At 69.3% G+C, this 19,184-nt stretch carries 19 protein-coding genes and 1 pseudogene; 6 read left to right on the top strand and 14 right to left on the bottom strand.

All coding sequences use genetic code 11. The annotated features are described in order from the left end of the window. Positions 1–8 precede the first annotated feature (8 nt). From V2J85_RS06935 to V2J85_RS06920, 4 genes and pseudogenes are all read right to left on the bottom strand, one after another. Positions 9–152 (bottom strand): annotated as a pseudogene (locus V2J85_RS06935) (IS630 family transposase); the annotation flags it as partial. A 46-nt stretch (positions 153–198) separates the two neighbouring features. After that, positions 199–681, bottom strand: coding sequence for a hypothetical protein (locus V2J85_RS06930; RefSeq protein ID WP_261957755.1), 483 nt, complete (start codon positions 679–681; stop codon positions 199–201). Positions 682–795: 114 nt separating this feature from the next. Then, the gene (locus V2J85_RS06925) at positions 796–1,305 is read right to left on the bottom strand and encodes a hypothetical protein (RefSeq protein ID WP_330820929.1); all 510 of its coding nucleotides are present in this window, start codon (positions 1,303–1,305) and stop codon (positions 796–798) included. After that, entirely contained in the window at positions 1,302–1,739 is a 438-nt protein-coding gene (locus tag V2J85_RS06920; protein ID WP_261958416.1) for an Lrp/AsnC family transcriptional regulator, read from the bottom strand. Before V2J85_RS06920 ends, V2J85_RS06925 begins: the two co-directional genes overlap by 4 nt. A 100-nt stretch (positions 1,740–1,839) precedes the next feature. On the opposite strand from V2J85_RS06920, the gene V2J85_RS06915 reads away from it, so the two are divergent. Further along, on the top strand, positions 1,840–2,757 hold the full coding sequence (locus V2J85_RS06915; protein ID WP_261957757.1) for an SMP-30/gluconolactonase/LRE family protein: 918 nt from the start codon (positions 1,840–1,842) through the stop codon (positions 2,755–2,757). Positions 2,758–2,762: 5 nt separating this feature from the next. Here V2J85_RS06915 and V2J85_RS06910 read toward each other — a convergent pair whose 3' ends face one another. Continuing rightward, complete coding sequence (locus tag V2J85_RS06910) at positions 2,763–3,458, bottom strand: response regulator transcription factor (protein ID WP_330820928.1); 696 nt, start codon at positions 3,456–3,458, stop codon at positions 2,763–2,765. After that, positions 3,455–4,714, bottom strand: a complete 1,260-nt coding sequence (locus V2J85_RS06905; protein ID WP_330820927.1) for a sensor histidine kinase — start codon at positions 4,712–4,714, stop codon at positions 3,455–3,457. The genes V2J85_RS06910 and V2J85_RS06905 overlap by 4 nt, the downstream gene beginning before the upstream one ends. Positions 4,715–5,006: 292 nt before the next feature. On the opposite strand from V2J85_RS06905, the gene V2J85_RS06900 reads away from it, so the two are divergent. Then, positions 5,007–5,633 carry a hypothetical protein gene (locus V2J85_RS06900; RefSeq protein ID WP_330820926.1) on the top strand — a complete coding sequence of 209 codons (627 nt, stop codon included), beginning with the start codon at positions 5,007–5,009 and terminating at the stop codon, positions 5,631–5,633. A 60-nt stretch (positions 5,634–5,693) separates the two neighbouring features. On the opposite strand, the gene V2J85_RS06895 is transcribed toward V2J85_RS06900, so the two are convergent. From V2J85_RS06895 to katG, 8 genes are all read right to left on the bottom strand, one after another. After that, positions 5,694–6,602, bottom strand: a complete 909-nt coding sequence (locus tag V2J85_RS06895) for a TauD/TfdA dioxygenase family protein (RefSeq protein WP_330820925.1) — start codon at positions 6,600–6,602, stop codon at positions 5,694–5,696. A gap of 61 nt (positions 6,603–6,663) precedes the next feature. Further along, a complete protein-coding gene (locus V2J85_RS06890) occupies positions 6,664–8,031 on the bottom strand; it encodes an LLM class flavin-dependent oxidoreductase (RefSeq protein ID WP_330820924.1) in 1,368 nt (455 codons plus the stop codon). 41 nt (positions 8,032–8,072) lie between these two features. Continuing rightward, positions 8,073–9,107 (bottom strand): ABC transporter permease, encoded by a 1,035-nt coding sequence (locus tag V2J85_RS06885; protein WP_330820923.1) that lies wholly within the window; start codon positions 9,105–9,107, stop codon positions 8,073–8,075. Continuing rightward, a complete protein-coding gene (locus V2J85_RS06880) occupies positions 9,104–9,970 on the bottom strand; it encodes an ABC transporter ATP-binding protein (protein WP_261957763.1) in 867 nt (288 codons plus the stop codon). The genes V2J85_RS06885 and V2J85_RS06880 overlap by 4 nt, the downstream gene beginning before the upstream one ends. A gap of 3 nt (positions 9,971–9,973) precedes the next feature. After that, positions 9,974–11,047 (bottom strand): ABC transporter substrate-binding protein, encoded by a 1,074-nt coding sequence (locus V2J85_RS06875; protein WP_330820922.1) that lies wholly within the window; start codon positions 11,045–11,047, stop codon positions 9,974–9,976. Positions 11,048–11,350: 303 nt separating this feature from the next. Beyond that, on the bottom strand, positions 11,351–11,434 hold the full coding sequence (locus tag V2J85_RS41235) for a putative leader peptide (protein ID WP_362139425.1): 84 nt from the start codon (positions 11,432–11,434) through the stop codon (positions 11,351–11,353). Positions 11,435–12,153: 719 nt separating this feature from the next. After that, complete coding sequence (locus V2J85_RS06870) at positions 12,154–13,272, bottom strand: trypsin-like serine peptidase (protein ID WP_261957765.1); 1,119 nt, start codon at positions 13,270–13,272, stop codon at positions 12,154–12,156. Positions 13,273–13,582: 310 nt separating this feature from the next. Then, positions 13,583–15,799, bottom strand: a complete 2,217-nt coding sequence (gene katG, locus V2J85_RS06865; RefSeq protein WP_330820921.1) for a catalase/peroxidase HPI — start codon at positions 15,797–15,799, stop codon at positions 13,583–13,585. 667 nt (positions 15,800–16,466) lie between these two features. On the opposite strand from katG, the gene V2J85_RS06860 reads away from it, so the two are divergent. From V2J85_RS06860 to V2J85_RS06845, 4 genes are all read left to right on the top strand, one after another. Then, complete coding sequence (locus V2J85_RS06860; protein WP_261957767.1) at positions 16,467–16,883, top strand: Fur family transcriptional regulator; 417 nt, start codon at positions 16,467–16,469, stop codon at positions 16,881–16,883. 224 nt (positions 16,884–17,107) lie between these two features. Next, entirely contained in the window at positions 17,108–17,455 is a 348-nt protein-coding gene (locus V2J85_RS06855) for a DUF1330 domain-containing protein (protein ID WP_261957768.1), read from the top strand. 188 nt (positions 17,456–17,643) lie between these two features. Then, positions 17,644–18,222 (top strand): carboxymuconolactone decarboxylase family protein, encoded by a 579-nt coding sequence (locus V2J85_RS06850; RefSeq protein ID WP_261957769.1) that lies wholly within the window; start codon positions 17,644–17,646, stop codon positions 18,220–18,222. Next, a complete protein-coding gene (locus tag V2J85_RS06845) occupies positions 18,219–19,070 on the top strand; it encodes an RNA polymerase sigma-70 factor (RefSeq protein WP_261957770.1) in 852 nt (283 codons plus the stop codon). Before V2J85_RS06850 ends, V2J85_RS06845 begins: the two co-directional genes overlap by 4 nt. Positions 19,071–19,184 lie beyond the last annotated feature (114 nt).

The raw sequence follows: 19,184 nt of genomic DNA, 5'->3' as shown, positions 1-19,184 counted from the left end.
CGCGTAGCCGCCACGGGCATCACCTGCGCGGACAGCAGCACCATCTGGGCTCGCCACCAGGTCACCACTGCCCCGGTGCCGCTGCGGACGATCCGCAGCAGGCGCTGCCCCTCGTCGTCATCGATCTCACGGACGCGTACTCGTTCTGCCACCAGGGCAGCCTGCCGAGACCACGCCACCTGCGTGGCGGATGCCGCACTATCGGCGTGTCGCGTGCATCTCCTGAAACAACTCGAACTCGCCATCAGGGGCGGCGCTGAACCCTTGCCAGTGGAAAGAGGTCGGCGTGACGTCCGTGAACGTCCACCGCGAGCGCCTGCCCTGGGAGTCGGTGCCCTCCTGGATCATCCCACCGGCGCCGTCAGGCCGACCGACCTGGGAGAAGTACGAAGGAAGCTTCGGTGAGATCCACGTGATCTGCCACAGCCCGGTGGTGACGTCGTACATACGGATGGTGGTGCCGGGGTACCGGTCGTGGAACTCCGGGCAGAAGAGCACATCCTGCACCACCCTCCCACCCAGGGCCCAGCCGAAACGCCACTCGCCCCCTGCTGTGCGCCACTGACCATCACCGAACCGGTACCGGTTGTTGATCTTCCAACTTCCGACCAGCCGACCGTAGAGCATCATCGCCTCGGCGTGGTCCGGATCCGGACCTGCCGCCGACAACAGCTCCAGCATCGAGTCACCAAACGACACGGTCATCAGGCCTGCAACCTCCTGCTTATGTCACACGGTTGATCGGTCCGAGGGTAACCATCCCCACTGACAGGGCGAACGTTGCCTGACGCGGCACTAGATGTCGATCTCGCCGTCCGTCGCGAGCCGTACCCAGTCGGCGAACCGCCGGCCGAACTGCTTCTCGGCCGGCCCCGTGACCTCCCCGGCGTGTTGAGGGGCCGTGAGGCCGAAGTTCCGGCTCAGCCAGGCCACGTACTCCTGACGCCCGGGGCACTCGTCCTCCGGATCGTCCGGCTCGCACGCCAGCAAGCGGAACAACTCCCGTAGACCGCAGGCGACCACACCGAGGTCGCCCTCGTCACCGAAGAAGATCACGGGCAGGGTGGCGAGGTCGGCCCGGTCGTCGCACCGCCAGAGTGCGTAGTACGAACCGGAGGCGTTGGCGTAGGCGAAGTGGATCAACCGCTCCAGGTACTCCGGGCCCGCCATCCCGCAGAACCAGTCGCGGTCGTCATCGTCGTAGGCGAACAGCTCGAATCCCGGAGCGAAGTACTGCCCCGCGAGCCGATCTTCCAGTCCCTTGAGCGCGTTGAGCTCGGGAAGGGGTGAGTACGCGTTGCTCATTCGGTGTTGACCGGCCTCTCGAAGAAGGTTTCCAGCGCGACCGTCGCCTGGGTCCCGCTCACGCCCTCGATCGCGTAGAGCCGCCGCAGGACGTGCTGCAACTGCTCCGTGGTGGCCGTGCGCACCTTGACGAGGACGGAGGCGGCGCCCGCGATGATGTGCGCTTCCTGGATCTCGGGGATGGCGGCGAAGGCATCGGCCGCGTCCCCCATCCAGGCCGACGAGTCGACCATGACGAAGGCGAGCACGCCCTGCCCGAGGGCGGCCGGATCGACGTCCACGGTGGTCCGGCGGATGACGCCACGCTCGCGGAGCTTGCGCACGCGGTCATGAGCCGCGCCGGCCGACAGACCGACCGCCTTGCCGAGCGCGGCGTAGGCCTGGGTGGCATCGCGCTGAAGCTCCGCGATCAGCGCCCGGTCGGTGTCGTCCACGATCCCCTGATGAACTTTCCCCATGTCGCCACCATATCCGGTTCGGGCGCAGTAGTATCGCGGCGAATGAGGTTCGATTGATGCCGTCGAAGGGATGACCATGTCCGGCGATATGTTCACCACTCCGTACGAGGTTCTGGACGAGCGCTTCCGCGCCGGGAGGTGCGCCAACGGCGACGCACGGCTGGAGCGGCTGTACGCGGACTGCCGCTGGGCCGAGGGGCCGCTCTATCTGCCCGCCTGGCGGCAGTTGATCTGGAGCGACATTCCCAACGACCGGCTGCTGCGCTGGGACGAGTCGACCGGTGCGATCGGGGTCTTCCGCTCCCCGGCCGGGCACGTCAACGGCAACACCCTGGACCGCGAGGGCCGGCTGGTGAGCTGCGAGCAGGGCAACCGCCGGGTCACCCGCACCGAACCCGACGGCCGGGTCACCGTGCTCGCCGACCGCTTCGAGGGCAAGCGCCTCAACAGCCCGAACGACGCCGTCGTACGCTCCGACGGCTCCGTCTGGTTCACCGACCCGGACTTCGGGATCACCAGTGACTACGAGGGGCACCGCGCCGAGAGCGAGATCGGCACCTGCGACGTCTACCGGATCGACCCCTTCACGGGCCGGGTCCACCGCGTCGCGGACGGTTTCGGCGGACCGAACGGCCTGGTCTTCTCGCCGGACGAACGGCAGTTGTACGTCGCCGACACCCGGGCCCGGCACATCCGCGTCTTCGACGTGCGGGAGGACGGCACCCTCTCGGACGGCAAGGTCTTCGCGGAGCGCACCGACGGCGGCTTCGACAACATCCGCTTCGACGACCAGGGGCGACTGTGGGCCGCCGCGTTCGACGACGGCGTGCACTGCTACGACCCCGACGGCACCCTCATTGGAAGGCTCCGCGTGCCCGAGCCGGTCTCCAACATCGCCTTCGGCGGCCCCAAGAACAACCGGCTGTTCATCACGGCGACCACCTCGCTGTACTCGCTCGTGATGTCGGTGACGGGTCTGCCCCGGGTGCTGTGACGGCCCTACGACCTGGTGTGCGGGGGATTGCGCGTCTCCCAGGACCAGGCCGCGATGCCCACGCGGTTCCGTACCTTCAACTTGGCCTGGATGTTGGCGAGGTGGGTCTTCGCCGTGCCCGCGGAGATGAAGAGGCGCGCGGCGATCTCGGCGTTCGTCAGGCCCTCCGCCACCAGGCGGGCGATCTCCTCCTCGCGCGAGGTGAGGGGTGAGGGTTCGCGCGCCGGGGGAGGGGCGGGGGTCGCCAGGGACTGCAGGAGGCGGACGGTGAGTTGGGGGCTGATGAGGAGGTCACCGGCCATGGCGGCTCGCACGCCCTCGATCAGCAGGCCGGGGCCCGAGCGTTTGAGGAGGAAGCCGCAGGCGCCGTCGCGCAGAGCCGTACGGACGTAGTCGTCGTGGTCGAAGGTGGTGACCACCAGCACGCGGGGCGGGTCGGACGTGGCCGGGCCGGTCAGGCGGCGGGTCAGCTCCAAGCCGTCCAGGACCGGCATGCGGATGTCGGCGATGACCAGGTCGGGGCGGAGGTCGTGGGCCAGGTCCAGGGCCGTGGCGCCGTCCGCCGCCTCGCCGACGACGGTCATGTCCGGCTGCGAATCGAGGATCAGCCGGAAACCGCTGCGCACGTCGGCCTGGTCGTCGGCGAGGAGTATGCGGGTGATGTGGCTGGAGGCGGATGGGCCGGGGGCGGGGCTGGTCACTTCGGCTCTTCCGGCTCTTCCGGCTCTTCCGGCTCCTCCGGCTCTTCCGGCTCTTCCGGCTTCTCGGGCTGCTCCGCTGCTCTCGGCTCCCTGGACTCCCTGGACTGCTTGGACTCCCTGGGCTCCTTGGCGAGGGCGGCCGGCAGCGGCAGGACTGCCGTCAGGCACCAGCCGCCCTCGCCGTGCGGTCCGGCGGTGAGGCTGCCGCCCCGTGCCTGGACGTCTTGGGTGAGGGCGGCGATCCCGCGCCCGCCGCGCCGGCGCAGGGCGGTGGGGCGGTGACGGTGGCTGGTGGGCGTGCGTGGCGGTTCGTTGATCACGCGGAGTTCCACGCCCGCGGCGACGGGCGAGAAGTGGACTTCCACGCGGGGTGTTCGGGGGGCGTGCCGATGGATGTTGGTGAGCGCCTCGGCCACGATGCGGTAGGCGAGCGCCCCCGCCTCCGGCGCGGCGAGAGCGAAGGCGTCCGCCGCGCCCGGCGGCAGATGGAGGCGGACTTCCGTACCGCTGGTACCGCTCACCGCGGAGAAGTCGTCCAGCAGAGTGGGGAGTTGGGCGACTCCGGGTGGGTGGTGCGAGGTGCTCGCCGGTTCCTGGTCGCCGTCCAGCATGTGCATCGTGCGGTCCATCGCCTCCAGGGCGTTCAGGCCCGCCTTCTCGATCCGCTCCAGGGCCCGCACCGCCTGGCCGGGATCGGTCGGGGCCAGGAAGCGGGCCGCCTGGGCCTGTACGACGATGCCGCTGACGTCGTGCGCCACGAAGTCGTGAAGATCACGGGAGAGCTGTAGCCGCTGGGCGCGCCGGGCCTCTGTGACCGCGGTACGCCGGCGTTGCTCCACACGGCGCGGAGAGGCGCCGAGGGCCGCCGCGGCGAGCGCCGGGAGCAGCCAGAACGACGCCGCGCCCGCACGTTCCAGGAAACCGCCGTTGACCAGCGGCACGGGCCAGGCGGCCACCGCGAGGGCTGCGAGGGGGACCGCGATCCGCGCATCCCGCCGGGGCGACCAGCGGGCGACCGCCGCGATGAGGGGCAGCAGCAGGGCCGCTCCCGCGAGCTTCAGGTACGAGCCGGGATGCGTGGTGACGGCCACGGTGCTCGCCAGGGACAGCAGTGCGCAGGCCGCCGTGGGGCGGGCCAGTCGGGTGTGCGCGGCGGTGCGGCGGCGGGCCAGGGCCCAGGCCATGGTGGCTGCCGCCGTGAACGCCGGCAGACAGCCAAGTATGAGCTGCGGCACGGCTGGTGTCGTCTCCCCCATGGTGATCAGCGTACGAGGCGTGATCATCCGGCCCGCGTTCGGCATGTGTTCCCGCCGCGTTCTGTGCGCGTACGGCCTGTCGTCTCTGCCGAACGGCAGAGAACGCGCCGCGGACGGTCTGCAGTTATCTGCCGGTCGGCCGATGGGCGGGGACGGTGGGTGCGGGCGAGGCTGTCTCTCGTTCGGCAGAGGCCGACCGGGTCACCCAGGCCGACCGGGCCGACCAGGCCAACCAGGCCGGCCGGTCCGACCACCAGTCATTCAACTTGTCCTCCATGAACGGGAGTTCACCATGCGCTTCGTCTCTCTCGGTGCCGTTGGTGCCGCCGCCGTGCTCGCCGGGATCATCGCGGCGGGGACCGCGCCAGGCGACGCGCACGCTGCCCGGACGCCCGTGAAGAAGCCAGGCAAGGTCGCGAGCGTCCACGGGGCAGGACGCATCGCGTACCTCTACTCGCCCCACGACGACATCCGCTTCACCGTCGATGCCCAGGCAGCGCCCTTCACCCACCACATGCCGGGGTTGCCGCTGCCCGGGCTGCCCACCGACGCCAAGGGCACCGTGACCATCAAGCACTACTCACCGGCCCACCACGTCACCGGCTGGTCGAAGGCGAGGGTCGACTGCCTGGTCACCGGGGGCGGCACGGCGACGCTCACCGCGGTCGTGGAGGAGTCGAACGTCGAGAAGCGCGGCAAGCGGTTCGGTCTCAGCATCCAGCAGGGGCGCGGCGCCGCACCGGACCGCGTCGGCTTCGGCTGGGACATCGTGAACTTCGAACCCCGCGCCAAGGACCAGAAGGACCTGGAGTCGCCCACCGGCACCTGCATGGCTCCCGCTCCCTTCGCGCCGGTCATCAAGGGCGCCTTCACCGTCCGGCACCAGGAACTGCCGCCATTGCCTTCGACGCGGGGGTGACTCCGGTGCGGACACCGGGGCGCACACCGCATGTCGCGGTGTGCGCCCCGGCGGAGGGGCTCAGGCCGCGGCGGGTGTGTAGTGGGTGGCGTCGTCGCCTTCGATGGTGTGGCTGAGCCTGCCGTCGATGCCGGCCGGGACATCACCGGCGACGGTCACCCGGTGCAGCAGGCGCGGCAGGTCGCCGTAGTCGTCGGGGGCGTAGTGCTGGGTGATGCGGTTGTCGAACAGGACGAGGTCGCCGGGCGTCCAGGCCACGCGCACGATGTTCTCGGGTCGGGTGACGTAGGACTGGAACAGGCGCAGCAGGTCGCGGGAATCGGAGGGTCCGAGGCCCACGATGCTCTGCGCGAAGCCGCCGATGAACAGTCCCCGCTCCCCGGACTCGGGGTGGACGCGCACCAGGGGGTGTGCGGTGCGGTACTTCCGGGAGACGAACTGCCGGCGGTGCTCGGCGGCCTTGTCGCTCTTCGGGGCCGCGTAGTCGTAGTCGTTGGTGTGGACCGCCCACAGCTTGTCGGCCAGCTCGCGCAGGGGCTCGGGCAGGTCCTGGTACGCGGCGGCCGTGTTGGCGATGAGCGTGTTGCCACCGTAGGGCGGGACCACGATGCTGCGCAGCGTGGACGCCTTCGGGGGCGTACGGACGAAGGTGACATCGGTGTGCCACCGGTTGGCGCGGATGCCCTCGTCGCCGTTGACGGGCAGGATGTTCGGCTGCCCGTCAACGGACGGGACGGTGGGGTGCGCGGTGGTGAGCTCACCGAAGAGGGAGGCGAAGCGGAGCTGGCCGGCGTCGTCGAGCTGCTGGTTGCGGAAGACCAACGCCTTGTGTTCCAGGAGCGCGGAGTTGATCTCGGTGATGAGGGCGGGATCGAGGTCGGTGGCGAGGTCCACGCCGGTGATCTCGGCGCCGATGCGTCCCCCGATCCTGCGGATGTCGAAGCCGGTGGCGTTGCTGTTGGTGGTCATGTTCGCGGTTCTCCGTTCAGGTGGTGATGGGTGGGGAATCCGGTGGTGAGGCCGGGTCCGCTCATGCCGCCCCGGTCGTTCCTGAGGCGGTCGCGGTCAGCCGGTTGGCGGGGCGGGGCAGGCCGTAGTGCTCGCGCAGGGTGCGTCCGGTGTACTCGGTACGGAACAGACCGCGTCGCTGGAGGACGGGCACGACGTGATCGACGAAGTCCTCCAGGCCGCCCGGCAGATGGGGTGGCATGATGTTGAAGCCGTCGGCGGCGCCTTGGGTGAACCACTCCTGGAGCTGGTCGGCGATCTGCTCCGGCGTGCCGACGACGACCCGGTGGCCGCGTCCGCCGCCGAGGCGGGCGATGAGTTGGCGCAGGGTGAGGCCGTCGCGGCGGGCGAGTTCGGCGACGAGCGTGAAGCGGCTCTTGTTGCCGTTGATGTCCCGTTCCTCGGGCAGTTCGGGCAGCGGCCCGTCCAGCGGCAGCCCGGTCAGATCGGTGCCGAGCATCCCGGACAGCTGGGCGAGTCCGTACTCGGGCACCTGAAGCTCCGTCAGCTCGTGGTCCAGCGCCCGCGCCTCGGCCTCGGTCGAGCCGATGACCGGGCAGATGCCGGGCAGGACCTTCAGGTCCTCCTCGGACCGGCCGTGCTGTGCCAGCCGTGACTTGAGGTCCTTGTAGAACGACTGGGCGTCGGCGAGGGTCTGCTGGGCCGTGAACACGGCCTCGGCGTACTCGGCCGCGAACTCCCGCCCGTCCTCCGACGAACCGGCCTGCACCAGCAACGGGTGACCCTGGGGACTGCGCGGTACGTTCAGCGGGCCCTGCACCCCGAAGTACGCCCCGCGGTGGCCGATCTCCCGCACCCGGTCGGTGTCGGCGTAGACGCCGCGCTCACGGTCGAGCAGGATCGCGTCGTCCTCCCAGCTGTCCCACAGCTTGGTCGCGACCTCGACGAACTCCCGCGCCCGCTCGTAGCGCAGCCGGTGTTCCAGGTGCTGGTCCTGCCCGAAGTTGCGGGCCTCGTTCACGGTGCCCGAGGTGACGATGTTCCAGCCGGCCCGGCCGCCGCTGATGTGGTCCAGGGAGGCGAACTTCCGGGCGGTGTGGAACGGCTCGTTGAAGGTGGTCGACACCGTGGCGATCAGCCCGATGTGCTCGGTGACCGTGGCCAGGGCGGACAGCAGGGTGAGCGGTTCGAAGCCGCCGAGGGCGTTGTGACGGACCTTCCCCCACAGGGCCAGGCCGTCGGCGAAGAAGATCGAGTCGAGCCGGCCGCGCTCGGCGGTCTGCGCGAGCTGCTGGAAGTAGCGCAGGTCCGTGACGCGTTCCGGCTGCGTACGCGGGTGCCGCCAGGCGGCGTCGTGGTGGCCGGCGTTCATCAGGAAGGCGTTGAGATGCAGCCGGCGGTGGGTGGTGGGACGGGTGGCGGGAGACATGAGGGCTCCTCGGTGCGGGTGGGTGCCGGAAGGGGGCCGGGTCAGCCGGCGGCGGGGACGCGCCAGGAGCTGAGCCGACGTTCCACGGTCACCAGGACCTGGTTGAAGGCCACGCCGATGGCGGAGATGGTGAGGATTCCCGCGTACATCTGCGGGATCGCGAAGTTGTACTGCGAGGAGTTGATCAGATAGCCCAGACCGGCCTTGGCGCCGATCATCTCGGCGGCGACCAGCACCAGGATCGACGCCGCTCCGGCCAGCCGGATACCGGTGAACATGACCGGTACCGAGGACGGCAGGATGACCTTCTGGAACAGTCGTGGCGCGGACAGATCCATCGACCTGGCCAGCCGGAGCAGGGTCGGGTCGACGTTGCGCACGGCGCTGATGGTGTTGAGCAGGATCGGCCAGGTGCACGCGTAGACCACGATGGAGATCTTCGAGGTCTCGCCGATCCCCAGCAGCAGGACGAACACCGGCAGCAGGGCCAGCGCGGCCGTGTTGCGGAACACCTCCAGCAGCGGACCGAGCAGGTCGGCGACCGGCCGGTACCAGCCGATCAGCAGACCGAGGGGCACGGCGACCGCCACGGCCAGCCCGAATCCGCTGAACGAGCGTGCCAGGCTGGCGCCCGTGTGGTCGGCCAGCCGGCCGTCGGCCGCCAGATCCCACCAGGCCCCGACGACCTCGCTGAACGGGGGCAGGAACGTCCGGTCGACCAGATTGAGCCGAGGTGCGGACTCCCACAGGAGCAGCAGGGCGACGACCGCCGCGGATTTGACGGCGCCCCTCAGCAGGAGGGACGGCAGTCGGCGCACCGCCCGGCGGAAGCTCGCCGGCGAGCGGGGGCGGCGTGGTGCGCCCGGTGGTGGTTCAGGGGAGCGTACGGGCGCGGGGAGGGAGGGGGCCCGGGTGCTCGTACCGGTCGTGGTGGTCCTACCGGTCGTGGTGGTCGTGGTGGTCGTGCGGGTCGTGCCGGTGGGGGCAGCCGTGCCGGCTGTCGTGCCGCCGAGGGTACGGGCGACGCCGTTGGTGCTGGTGCTGGTTGCGGCGTTCGTGCCGAGTGCGGGGCTCATACCGAGACCTCCTCCTTCTCCAACTGCTGGGCCCTGGCCACCTCGTCGTGCAGCAGCGACCAGATCTCGTGCCGGTACCGCGCGAACTCGGGACTCGACCGCAGGTCGTCCGTCTCGGTGCGCGCCTCCAAGGCGATCGGGACGACCTGCTTGATCCGGCCGGGCCGTGAGGTCATCACGGCGACCCGCTGCCCCAGATAGACCGCCTCCTCGATCCCGTGCGTGATGAAGACGACCGTCTTTCCGGTGCGCTCCCAGATCCGCAGCAGTTCGTCCTGCAGCGACTCCCTGGTCTGGGCGTCCAGCGCGGCGAACGGCTCGTCCATCAGCAGCACATCGGGGTCGTAGGCGAGACTGCGGGCGATCGCGACGCGCTGCCGCATGCCGCCCGACAACTCGTGCGGATGACGATGCTCGAAGCCGGACAGACCGACCAGGTCCAGGAACTCCCGCGCCCGTGCGGCGCGTTCGCGCCGTGGCACCCCGGTGGCCTCCAGGCCGAACTCGACATTGCCTTGCGCCGTGCGCCAGGGCAGCAGGGCGTACTGCTGGAAGACGATGCCGCGGTCCAGGCCCGGACCGGTGACGGGCCGACCGTCCAGCAGGATCCGCCCGCCGGTGGGACTGCCCAGACCGCCGAGCAGATCCAGCAAGGTCGACTTCCCGCAGCCACTCGGCCCGACCAGGACGACGAACTCACCCGCCGCTATCTCCAGATCGATCCCGTCGAGGGCGGTGAACCGGGTCGCCTGCCGGGCGCCTGCGCGCTCCTCGCCCGCCCGGCCCTTCCTCGTCCGGTCCTTGACGGTGAAATCCTTCCGTACGCCCTCAAAGGCGATCTTGGGTGTGAGCGATTCCGCCATCGGTCAACTCCCGCTCTTCGAAGGGGAAGGAGACGGCGAAGGAGTCCCGGCGCCGCCCGCCTTATAGGCGTTGAACTCATTCGTGTAGAGCTCGGACACCGACACCTGGCCCTTCTGGATGTCGCCGCGCTTGGCCAGCCAATCGACCCAGAGCTGGAGTTCCTTGCCGGTGATACGGCCGGCCGTCTCGGCGACGCCCCACGACTTCCAGTACCGCAGAGGAGCGACGTCCTCATTGCGCCCGCGCTTCTTCACGATGTCCGTCATGCGGGCGACGACTTCCTTGTGCGGAGTGGAGCGGGACCACTCGATGGCACGCGCCACCCCGGTGACGAAGATCCGGGCCGTGTCCGGGTTCTCCTTGAGAAAGCGGTCCGTCATCACATACGTGCCGGCACTGAAAGCGCCGAGCAGTCCGTAGTCACTGAACAACTGGCGAATTCCGCCCTTCGCCAGGGCCTTGTCCCGCAGAATGCCGCCGAGCACGGCCACCTCGATCTGGTGCTGACGCAGGCTCTGCTCGGTGTTGACGGGCGGCACCACCAGCGGTTCGACCTTGTTTGCCTGCCCTCGGGACAGGCCGCCCCGCTCCAGGTAGATGTCGAGCAACGCCTCGGCATGGGCGCCGAGGGTGTTCATCCCGACCTTCTTGCCGATCAGATCACGGGCCGAACGGATCGGGCTGTCGTCGAGCACGTAGTACCCGTTGTACGCCTCCTTGTCGGAGCCGTAATAGCTGATGACGGCCTTGATGGGAGCGTTGTTCGCGGCCAGTTTGACGACCGCGCCGTTGAACGCCCCGCCGAAGTCGATCTGACCGGTGGCCGCGGACTGGATGTCCTGCGGGCCGCTGGTGGTGTTGCCGATCCACTTCAGCTTGACGTCCTGCAGATACCCGAGGTCCGCGGCCAGTTCCGGCAGGGTGACCTGGCCGGCCCAGCCCTGATAGCGGAGCGTCTTGGTCTGTCCCCGACCGGAGGACGCACCGGTCGCCGCCGTGCCGCAACTCACCGCGGCCGCCGATATTCCGAGCAGCGTGAGGAACTGTCGTCTGGTCGATGCGTTCAGCGTGGTCATGGGAAATTCCTGTTCGGGAGGAGAAAACGCCTTGAGTGCGTGGCGATGTGCGCGAGCGCGCAGCACAAACACCGGTCAGGTGGGAAAGAAACCTCGTCACGAATTCCGTGCGGTCAACCCGCCGTGCAGGGCGCAAAATCGGCCATGCGCGGAGACACGCGAGTGACAGGGCGTGTCATGGCATTGCGTTGCACGGCACGGCACGGCACGGCACGGCACGGCACGGCACGGCACGGGCAGGGCACGGCAAGGCACGCCCTGGGATGCGTGGCACGAGTCAGGAGAGAGCCCCGGTCGACGGGGCTAGCGACCAGCGGCACAGATGGCGCTGGCCTGACGTCGCAGATCGACGTGCAGGCGCGCGGCGAATTCCTCGGACTGGCTCACACCCGAGAGGTTGACAGCGAAATCCAGCCACGTCAACGACTCCTTCGAAGGCGTCTCACATACCGAATTCGCTGTCACGTGCGCGAAGCACGGCGTTCATAACGGCGCCCGTTCATAGCGACGCTCGTTCACGAAGACGCCCGTTCACGCGGGTTCCGGGAAGGGGCCCGCGTACCGGGGCCGCGCCATCGGCCGCGGCCGGGCCCTCTGAGAGTCAGCGCCCGCCACCCTGGTCTCCGCTTCCTCGAACGCTTCCTCGAAGGGGTCGACGCGTGTGGCGGCTGACGGCACGATGGAGGGCGGCAGAGGTGACCGACAGGCGGTGCGCCATGCGAGGAGGGGGCAGTGTGATGCGCGCCCGAGTGATCAGGAGTGTCCAGTTATCAGCGGTCGTCGTGGTGGCGGTGGCCGCGGTGCCGTTCGCGCTCCAGACACTGGGAGAGAGCGGCCCAGAGGTGACGGTGCATCAGGTGCAGCCGCCGAAGCCGCAGGACGCGGCGCGGTTTCACGACGCCTTGCGACACCATGAGAAGACGGGGAAGTGGCCTTGCCCAGAAGGGGGAGTGCCGCCCCGAGGCGGCGGCTCTGCGGCTGAGGCGGGTGCGCAATCCCTTGTTCACGAGGCCGGCCCCGAAGACTACGACTGCCCGAAGCGCTAGACCCGGGCAAGGGAAGGGCCCCGGCTGGCCGAAGCCCGCCGGGGCCCTCTCACGTGCGGTTCACAGGGACTTGTACACGCTCACGGCGTAGGCACCGTGCTCGGACGAATACAGGTGGTTGTCCACCCACCTGCCGTGACTGTCCCCGTTGCGGTGACTGTTCACGCCGACGATTCGGGCGCCGTGGGTGAGGTTTTTGACCATGGGCCCTCCGCTGGCCCCGTGGCCCATCTCGCAGTCCATCTCCAGCCGCTGGTCCAGCGGGTTCCCGTTCGATGCGTCCACGGTGTTGCCGTAGCAGTACCGCATGTAAGCACCGCCGGAGTAGAAGGAATCGGGACGACGATATCCATCGGCGGGGTATCCCAGGGAAGCGACATTGTCGTTCTCGGGAGAGTTGGACCGGAACTCATACCCGTACGCCCCGACGGTGTTCTGTATGGAGCGGCCCTTGCGGGGCTGGAGGACTGCGCCACCCATGTCGGAGTAGCGGAAGTCACCTTTGCTGATGTAGACGGACGGGACGACGACGCGTTTGACGTCCCAGTAGCCGTAGGGCGCAGTTTTGGCGAATCCGGGCGCGAAGGCGAAGTTCTTGTGCCAGCGCTTCTTGGCCCAGTCATAGAGGCAATGCGCTGCCGTCCAGAGGGAGGACTTGTTGGAGTGCGTGATGACGGAGGCGGTGCACTGGCCGTAGCGGCCGTTGCCCGTTTCGAAGAGCAGCACCCCGGTGGCGGCCCACGGCCACTTCTTGGGTTCGGGTGCGCGCAGCGAACGCGTGACCTCTTGCCCCTGCGCGCCGTTGATTCTCGCCTCGCCGGGGGCGGAAGCCAAGAAGCGCTGCGGCGGTACGGCGTTTGCGGAGAGTGCGACGTCAGGCAGGTTTGGCTGTTTCCCCGGGCGGCTCATGGGAGTGGCGCCGCGCCGTTCGGGGCCCACCGGGTTGGCAAGGGCACGCTTGACGCGCTCGGGTGTCCAGAATTTCTCGGCGCTGCCGGGCGCCGAGCGCTGCTCCTTGACGGAACTGGCCGGCAGGCCGGACTGCGGCTGGGATCCGGAATGCGCGCTTCGGGAGAGGGTCGACGTCGTCATCGCCGGTAACGCAGGTGAGTGATTGTTGGCGTACGCCGTGCCGGCCAGGGCGCTGAGCCCCAGAGCGGCGGTGGCGGTGATGGCCATTGCGGTGTGCCGGAACTGCAAGGTACCCCCCGTATTTGACTGCCGTTTGCTTACGTGACTGCGCCGTTGGGCACGTCACAGCCACCGGGGAGTTAAGTCGGGCCTGATAAACGCGCGGTCAATGTTGCGCTTTAAACAGAGGAGCCCGCCCTCCACCGAGCCGTCACCGGATCACCGGGAACTTCCGCCCGGCGGAAGACGCTTGCGCCCGGCGCTCGATCACCACCCCTCGAAATCCCCCGAAATGCAGGACGTCCGGGCCGGCCCCGCAGGCCGACCCGGACGTCACCTCAGGTCACTCGATGCGCGATCAGGCCAGATCGAACCGGTCCAGGTTCGAGACCTTGACCCACGCCGCGACGAAGTCGTTCACGAACTTCTCCTTCGCGTCGTCGCTCGCGTAGACCTCGGCGAGCGCGCGGAGCTCGGAGTTCGAGCCGAAGACGAGGTCGGCACGGGTGCCGGTCCACTTGACCTCGCCGGTCGCGTCGTCGCGGCCCTCGAAGGTGTTCTGGTCCTCCGAGGTCGCCTTCCACGTCGTGCCCAGGTCGAGCAGGTTGACGAAGAAGTCGTTCGTCAGCTTGCCCGGGGCGTCCGTGAAGACGCCGTGCGAGGTCTGCTGGTGGTTCGCGCCCAGGACGCGCAGACCGCCGACGAGGACGGTCAGCTCGGGGGCGCTCAGGCCCAGCAGGTTCGCCTTGTCGAGCAGGAGGTACTCGGCCGGCAGGCGGTTGCCCTTGCCCTGGTAGTTGCGGAAGCCGTCGGCGGTGGGCTCCAGCGCGGCGAAGGACTCCGCGTCGGTGTGCTCCTCCGTCGCGTCCACACGGCCCGGCGCGAAGGGCACCTCGATGTCGTAACCGGCGTCCTTGGCGGCCTTCTCCACGGCGGCGGCACCACCGAGGACGATCAGGTCGGCCAGCGAGACCTTTTTGGCGCCGGAGTTGAACTCCTGCTGGATCCCCTCGACGGTGCGCAGCACCAGTGCCAGCTGGTCGGGGTCGTTGGCCTCCCAGCTGCGCTGCGGCTCCAGGCGGATGCGACCACCGTTGGCGCCGCCGCGCTTGTCGCTGGTGCGGAAGGTCGAGGCCGACGCCCACGCGGTGGACACCAGCTGCGCCACGGTCAGCCCCGAGTCGAGGAGCTTGGCCTTGAGGGCCGCGATGTCCCCGGCGTCGATGACCTCGCCCTCGGCCTCCGGCAGCGGGTCCTGCCACAGCAGGGTCTCCTCCGGGACCTCCGGACCGAGGTACAGCGACTTCGGGCCCAGGTCGCGGTGGGTCAGCTTGTACCAGGCACGGGCGAACGCGTCCGCGAACTCGTCCGGGTTCTCGTAGAAGCGCCGCGAGATCTGCTCGTAGACCGGGTCGAAGCGCAGCGACAGGTCGGTGGTGAGCATCGTCGGGAGCTTCTTCTTCGACGGGTCGTGCGCGTCGGGGATGATCGCCTCGGCGTTCTTCGCCACCCACTGGTGGGCACCGGCCGGGCTCTTGGTCAGCTCGTACTCGTACTCGAAGAGGTTCTTGAAGAAGCCGTTGCCCCACTGGGTCGGCGTGGCGGTCCAGGTGACCTCCAGGCCACTGGTGATCGCGTCGCCGCCCTTGCCGGTGCCGTAGGTGCTCGCCCAGCCCAGGCCCTGTGCCTCGATCGGGGCGGCCTCGGGGTCGGGGCCGACGTTCTCCGCGGGGCCGGCGCCGTGGGTCTTGCCGAAGGTGTGACCGCCGGCGATCAGCGCGACGGTCTCCTCGTCGTTCATCGCCATCCGGCGGAACGTCTCACGGATGTCGCGGGCCGCGGCGATCGGGTCCGGGGTGCCGTTCGGCCCCTCCGGGTTGACGTAGATCAGACCCATCTGGACCGCGCCGAGCGGGTTCTCCAGCTCACGGTCGCCGGTGTAGCGCTGGTCGTCGAGCCAGACCTTCTCGGGACCCCAGTACACGTCCTCCTCGGACTCCCAGACGTCCGCGCGGCCGCCGGCGAAGCCGAAGGTCGTAAAGCCCATGGACTCCAGGGCGACGTTGCCGGCGAGGATCATGAGGTCGGCCCAGGACAGGCTCTTGCCGTACTTCTTCTTGACCGGCCACAGCAGACGGCGGGCCTTGTCGAGGTTGCCGTTGTCCGGCCAGCTGTTGAGCGGCGCGAAGCGCTGCTGACCGGCGCCGGCGCCGCCGCGGCCGTCGCTGATGCGGTAGGTGCCCGCGCTGTGCCAGGCCATCCGGATCATGAACGGGCCGTAGTGACCGAAGTCGGCCGGCCACCAGTCCTTGGAGTCCGTCAGCAACTCGGCGATGTCCTGTTTCACGGCCGGGAGGTCGAGGCCCTGGAACGCCTCGGCGTAGTCGAAGTCCTCACCGAGCGGATTGGCCACGGCGGGATTCTTGGCGAGGATCTTCAGATTGAGCCGCTCCGGCCACCACTGGGCGTTGCCACCGCCCTGGGTCGGGTGCAGGGCGCGCCCGTGCGCAACCGGGCAGCCGCCTGCCTCCTCGGACTTCGGGTCCGTGACGATTGCGTCGTGGTTCTCAGACATGGGAATCCTTCCGAACTGGGCAGATCACGGTGCTCAGGAACTACGGACGGGAAAACAGCCGGGGCCGCGGGCCCCGGAAGGCGACCCGGCCTCAACGAAGGAGAGGCCGTGGTCGTCGGACACGGTCGGTCACCACACCACATCGACCGTGTGGTGGAGATCATCGACGACACCGCTGGACCGGAAACCGCCGTGGTGGCGGCCGTCGCGCACAGATGCCCCGCACCGGACCGGCCGGCCGACCGGCCCGACGCCGGGACGGCCTCTGCCCGGGCACGGAACCCGCACCGGCACCGGCCTCGCGCACGGCGCACTCCCGCTTGAAGGAGGCGACCTGCTCCGGCAGGACCTGTACCTCCACCAGCACCGGGCCGCCGGCACCCGCCGGCCCGCTGTCCTGGCTGTCCGCGGCCAGGGCACCGGAGGCGGTGGTGAGCGGACCCGTCCCATCAACCGTCACGGGCTTTCCCTGCTGTTGTCCTGTCCCTTGGCTGTCGCCGGAACCGATCCTACGATGGACCAAGTCCAAGTCAATACAACAGCCAGACCCGTACGGATTCATTCGCCGGAAGACGCACAGGCCAAGACGCGCAGTCCAAGACGCACAGTCCAAGACGCACGGTCCGAAGAGACGCAGTCCGGAAGACGCACAGTAAGGCTGGTGGTCATGAGCGACCTGCTGGACCGGCTCCGCCAACGAGGCTGGCGGATGACTGCCCAGCGCCGGGTGGTCGCCGAGGTACTCGACGGCGAACACGTCCACCTCACCGCGGACGAGGTGCTCGCCCGCGCCACGGTCCGGCTGCCGGAGATCTCCCGCGCAACCGTCTACAACACCCTCGGCGAGCTCGTCTCGCTCGGCGAGGTGACCGAGGTGGCCACCGACGGCCGCGCCAAGCGCTACGACCCCAACGCCCACCGCCCCCACCAGCACCTGATCTGCTCCCACTGCGGCGCCATCAGGGACGTCCACCCCGCCGGCGACCCGCTGGCCGACCTGCCCGACTCCGAACGCTTCGGCTTCACCGTCTCCGAGGTCGAGATGACCTACCGCGGGCTGTGCCCGGACTGCAACCACGCGTGAGCGTTGGGAACGGTCGGCGGACGTCACGCCTTCGCACCCACGGCGGCGAGCCGGACCGCGCGTACCTCACCGAACCGGGCCCATGCAGCGGGGAGTTGTCGCCGCGGTCATGGCCGCGGCGCTCGACCTTCCTGGCCAGGCAGCTTCCCGAAAACGTCGTCGACGTCGGCCGGCTGCGTGTCATGATCGCGACCTGTGTCAGTCGTATCAACTGGAAGGTTCCCATGCCTGCTTACGTCATAGGTCATCTCCGGGAGGCCGTACCGCACCCGGAGATCGCTGAGTACATCGAGCGGATCACCGCGACCTTCGAACCGCACGGCGGTCGCTTCCTCGTGCACGCGTCGCAGCACGAGGTGGCGGAGGGCAGCTGGCCCGGGCACGTCGTGGTGATCGGCTTTCCCGGCATGGCCGAGGCGCGGGCCTGGTGGGACTCGCCCGCCTACCAGGAGATCGCACCGCTGCGTTCGCGGCACATCGAGGGCGACATCATCCTGGTCGAGGGCGTACCCGAGGGTTACGACCCCCGCGCCACCGCGAAGGCCCTACGGGAGTCCATTCCGGCTGAGTAGCCGATGAGTTGAACCGTGCCGCGGGCCGCCGGGTGGCCACAGCTCCCGCGCGTGCGCGCCGCCGCCGTCCCGTGGACGGCCCGCGCACCGGAAACCGGATCACCGCTCAACCACCGTTGTCACATCCGAAGGCGCGGCGGTGTCTTCATGGCGTAACGGCAGACATACACATCTACAGGGAGAACACCATGTCGCCACGCGTTCCGAAGGCTGAGCTTCCCACCGAGCTCCGCGAGAACATGATCAAGCAACTCGGTGCCGTGCCCGAGCCCGTCGAGGTGGTGTGGCACAGCCCCAAGGTCGCCACGTCCAACTTGGAGTTCTCGGCCAAGCTGGCTGAGTGGGATGCGGCCGATGAGGGCCTCAAGTCGTTCGCGCACATGGCCGTCGCGGCGCAGGTCGGCTGCAGCTGGTGCCTCGACGTCGGCTACTTCCAGGCGCAGAACCAGAACCTGGACCTGGCCAAGGCGAGCCAGGTACCGCGCTGGCGGGAATCGGACGTGTTCACGCCGCTGGAGCGGGACGTCCTTGAGTACGCCGAGGCCATGACGCACACGCCGCCGACCGTCACCGACGAGATGTACGCGAGTCTGCTGGACCGGCTCGGCCCGGCGGCGATGGTCGAGCTCACCGCCTACATCGCCTTCGTCAACATGGCGACCAGGAACAACAATGCCAACGGGGTCGCCTCGCAGGGCTTCTCCGAGGCCTGCGAGGTTCCGCTGGCCCGTCGTCCGGAGCGCTCCGGCGCGGCAACGACGGCATGACCGAGGACCCGTTCGTCACCCATCGCACCCTCCTCTTCACGGTCGCCTACGAGATGCTCGGGTCGGCGGCCGATGCGGAGGACGTGCTGCAGGACTCCTGGCTGCGGTGGGCCGACGTCGACCGGACACAGGTGAACGATCCGCGGGGGTACCTCGTCCGGATCGTCACCCGGCAGTCGCTCAACCGCCTGCGGACGCTGTCCCGCCGCCGCGAGGAATACGTCGGCGAGTGGCTGCCGGAACCGCTGCTGACCAGCCCTGATGTCGCCGAGGACGTCGAACTCGCGGAGAGCGTCTCGATCGCGATGCTGACCGTGCTGGAAACGCTCGGGCCGGCGGAGCGGGCGGTGTTCGTGCTCCGGGAGGTCTTCGACCTGCCGTACGGCGAGATCGCCGAGGCCGTCGGGAAGTCCGCGGCCGCGGTGCGGCAGATCGCACGGCGGGCCCGCGAGCATGTGGCGGCCCGGCGGCCGCGGGTGCGGGTGAGCCGGTCGGAACAGCAGGCCGTGGTGGAGCGGTTCCTGGCCGCGTTGCGTACCGGACGGGTCCAGGAGCTGATGGAGGTCATGGCGCCCGACGTGGTCCTGATCGCCGACGGTGGCGGGCTCGCCGCCGCCGCTCGGGCTCCGCTCCACGGGGCCGAACTGGTGGCGTCGCTGCTCGCGCGTCCCGGCCGGGCGGTGTCGCCGGTGTGGCTCAACGGCGCGCCCGCGGGCCGGATCGAGATCGACGGCCGGCTGGCCGCGGTGAGCCTCGTGGTGGAGGACGGGCGGGTCACCCGGATCCACGCGGTCGCCAACCCGCAGAAACTGACGCGGTTGGACGAGCCGGCCGAACTCGCCAGGTAAAAGCGGCTGTTGACCCGACTCGTGGGTGTTCCGGGCGGTGCGAACCGCCCGGAACACCCATGAGCGGGCCACGTTGTGCCGCTACGTTATGCCTCCCACCCCCTCACGACGGAG

Source organism: Streptomyces bugieae (genome assembly GCF_036352915.1).
GTDB lineage: Bacteria > Actinomycetota > Actinomycetes > Streptomycetales > Streptomycetaceae > Streptomyces > Streptomyces endophytica.
Note: the sequence above shows the minus strand (reverse complement) of the source record. Positions and strands in the feature narration are given on the sequence as shown.